The organism is Pseudomonas sp. PB120, assembly GCF_009761815.1.
Lineage (GTDB): Bacteria > Pseudomonadota > Gammaproteobacteria > Pseudomonadales > Pseudomonadaceae > Aquipseudomonas.
Map to the genome: position 1 here is coordinate 1 of NZ_RWIN01000068.1, position 2,793 is coordinate 2,793.

The 2,793-nt window shown below is 61.7% G+C and carries 4 protein-coding genes; all 4 read left to right on the forward strand.

Annotated elements, in window-relative coordinates; translation table 11 throughout:
• On the forward strand, positions 1-1,214 hold a 1,214-nt coding region (locus EJA72_RS13655; RefSeq protein ID WP_157711967.1), incomplete at its 5' end, for a phospholipid carrier-dependent glycosyltransferase.
• The gene (arnE, locus tag EJA72_RS13660) at positions 1,211-1,555 is read left to right on the forward strand and encodes a 4-amino-4-deoxy-L-arabinose-phosphoundecaprenol flippase subunit ArnE (protein WP_157711968.1); all 345 of its coding nucleotides are present in this window, start codon (positions 1,211-1,213) and stop codon (positions 1,553-1,555) included. The genes EJA72_RS13655 and arnE, both read left to right, overlap by 4 nt.
• Complete coding sequence (arnF, locus tag EJA72_RS13665) at positions 1,552-1,953, forward strand: 4-amino-4-deoxy-L-arabinose-phosphoundecaprenol flippase subunit ArnF (RefSeq protein WP_157711969.1); 402 nt, start codon at positions 1,552-1,554, stop codon at positions 1,951-1,953. Before arnE ends, arnF begins: the two co-directional genes overlap by 4 nt.
• Positions 1,950-2,793 (forward strand): UDP-glucose/GDP-mannose dehydrogenase family protein (locus EJA72_RS13670; RefSeq protein WP_157711970.1); only part of this gene is annotated, 844 nt, incomplete at its 3' end. The genes arnF and EJA72_RS13670, both read left to right, overlap by 4 nt.

Sequence of the window (2,793 nt, forward strand, 5' to 3'; positions counted from 1 at the left end):
TGGTGGCGTTGTGGTTTGCCCTGGACAGCGCCGGTCGCACCCAACGCCTGATCGCATGGGGCGTGCTCGGCCTGGCCTGCGGCATGGGGTTCATGACCAAGGGTTTCCTTGCCTGGCTGCTGCCGGTACTGATCGCCCTGCCCTGGATGCTCTGGCAAAAGCGCTGGCGTGAACTGCTGATCTACGGCCCGGTGGCGATTGTGGTGGCGATCGCCGTCAGCCTGCCGTGGGCCCTGGCGGTGCACGCGCAGGAGCCCGACTACTGGCGATTCTTCTTCTGGCACGAACACATCCGTCGTTTTGCCGGGGACGATGCGCAGCACGACGCACCGTGGTGGTTCTATTTGCCGTTGCTGGTGGCGTTCAGCCTGCCGTGGGTAGCGCTGTTGCCTCCGGCGCTCCGCCAAGCCTGGCAAACACGACGCCAGTCCAACATCGCTTTCCTGTTGTTGTGGCTGTTGATGCCGCTGCTGTTCTTCAGCCTGAGTAACGGCAAATTGCCGAGTTACATCCTGCCGTGCCTGTTGCCGTTGGCGTTGCTGCTGGGCCATACCATGGCGGATCGACTGAATCGCGAGCAAGGCCGGGTACTGGGCATTAATGGCTTGCTGAACCTGCTGCTGGGCGTGATCACGCTGCTCGCGCTGGTCTACCTGCAATTGAAAAAACCGATTTACGGCCATGAACTGCATAACCTGATGCTGGTGTTCATCGGCCTGATCGGCTGGATCATGGCCAACCTGCTGCAAGCCTTCCGGCCTTTGCAATGCTGGGCTGCTCCGGCCTTTGGCAGCCTGCTGCTGATCGGGTTCGTTCCGGCCGGGCTCCCCGAATCGGTGGTGGCCAACAAGATGCCCGACCAGTTCATCCTTGAGCATGCCGCAGAGCTCAGCCAGACCGACACGCTGCTGAGCAACGACCTGGGTGCCGCGTCGGCGCTGGCCTGGCGCCTGAAACGCCCGGACGTGGCGTTGTACAACACGATAGGCGAACTGAAATATGGTCTCGCCTATCCTGACGGCGCACAGCAGCAAGTCGACCCAAAGGCCGTCCAGGCATGGATGAGCGCCGCACGCCAGAAAGGCTCGGTTGGCGTGGTCATGCGGGTCAAGGGGGACGACGAACTGCAAGAAATCGAACGACTGCCCAAGGATGGCAAACGCTATGAACAAGGCAATATTGTGATTCTGATCTTCCCGCAGGAGGCGTCATGAGCCTGCTGCTGCTATTGACCGCCTGCCTGTTGACCTGCCTGGGCCAGGTCGCCCAGAAATTCGCCGTGGAAAGCTGGCGCGACAAGCCCTCGGGCTGGGGCGACAAACTGCGTTCGCCGTGGCTATGGCTGGCCCTCGCCTCGCTGGGCTTGGGGTTGCTGGTGTGGTTGCTGGTGTTGCAGCGCCTCGAAGTCGGCATCGCTTACCCGATGCTGAGCCTGAATTTCGTGCTGATCACCCTGGTCGCACGCTTCGTTTTCCACGAAACCATCGACCGTCGCCACTGGCTGGGTGTAGCCCTGGTCATCGGCGGTGTAGCACTGCTGGGGCAACACACATGAGCCTGCGCCGAGGAATCACCTTCGCACTCGGCAGCGTGCTGCTGGTCAGTGCCGCGCAGCTGGGCATGCGCTGGAGCATGAGTCGCCTGCCCTCCCCTGAACACTGGTTGACCGACCACCTCGATCTGTCCGCGATCGCCGTGGTGCTGGCCGCGATCTGCGCGTATGCCCTGTCGATGCTCTGCTGGCTTGTCGCCCTGAAAGACGTGCCTTTGGGCCGGGCGTACTCGCTGCTCAGCATCAGCTACGCCCTCGTCTACCTGCTGGCCGCCAGCCTGCCGGTGTTCAACGAAGGGTTCAGCCTCTCGAAAAGCCTGGGAGTGGCCTTGGTCATCCTCGGCGTCATCACCATCAATTCCCGACCTGCAAGCGCGCCCGAAATCAGGAGTGCATCATGAAAATCAGTGTATTTGGTAGCGGTTACGTTGGTCTGGTGCAAGCGGCTGTCCTGGCTGAAGTGGGCCATGACGTGGTGTGCATGGACATCGACGAAAAGAAAATCGAATTGCTCCAGCAAGGGCATGTGAGCATTTTCGAGCCGGGGCTGGCCAGCCTGGTGCGTGAAAGCCTGGACGCCAAACGGCTGCAGTTCACCTCCGACGAAAAGCTCGCGGTGCAACATGGCCAGGTCTTGTTCATCGCAGTGGGCACACCCTCCCGGGAAGACGGCTCGGCCGATTTGCGCTACGTGCTGTCGGTGGGCGAAGCCGTGGCGCGTCATCGAGAACAACCGGTGATTCTGGTGGAAAAATCCACCGTGCCCGTGGGCACCGGCGACACCTTGCGCGCGCACATTGAAAAAAACCTGATCAAGGTCGGCCGGCTGCTGCAGTTCGATATCGTTTCCAATCCGGAATTCCTCAAGGAAGGCTCGGCCGTGGCCGATTGCCGGCGCCCGGACCGCATCATCATCGGTTGCGAAAGGGATGCGGTGCGCGACGTGATGCGCGACCTGTATGCGCCGTTCAACCGCAACCATGACCGCGTCATGTTCATGGACCTGCGCAGCGCCGAGCTGACCAAGTACGCGGCGAACTGCATGCTGGCGACCAAGATCAGTTTCATCAACCAGATCGCCGAACTCGCCGAACACCTGGGCGCCGACATCGAATCGGTGCGCCTGGGCATCGGTGCCGACTCGCGCATCGGCTATCACTTCATCTACCCCGGCTGCGGTTATGGCGGCTCGTGTTTCCCCAAGGACATGCGCGCCCTGATCCACAGCGCCGAAGAGGCCC

What these genes read in the sequence shown, in the direction of transcription:
- arnE (WP_157711968.1), top strand. Translation starts at nt 1,211, where the DNA reads ATGAGCCTGCTGCTGCTATTGACCGCCTGCCTGTTGACCTGCCTGGGC.
- arnF (WP_157711969.1), top strand. Translation starts at nt 1,552, where the DNA reads ATGAGCCTGCGCCGAGGAATCACCTTCGCACTCGGCAGCGTGCTGCTG.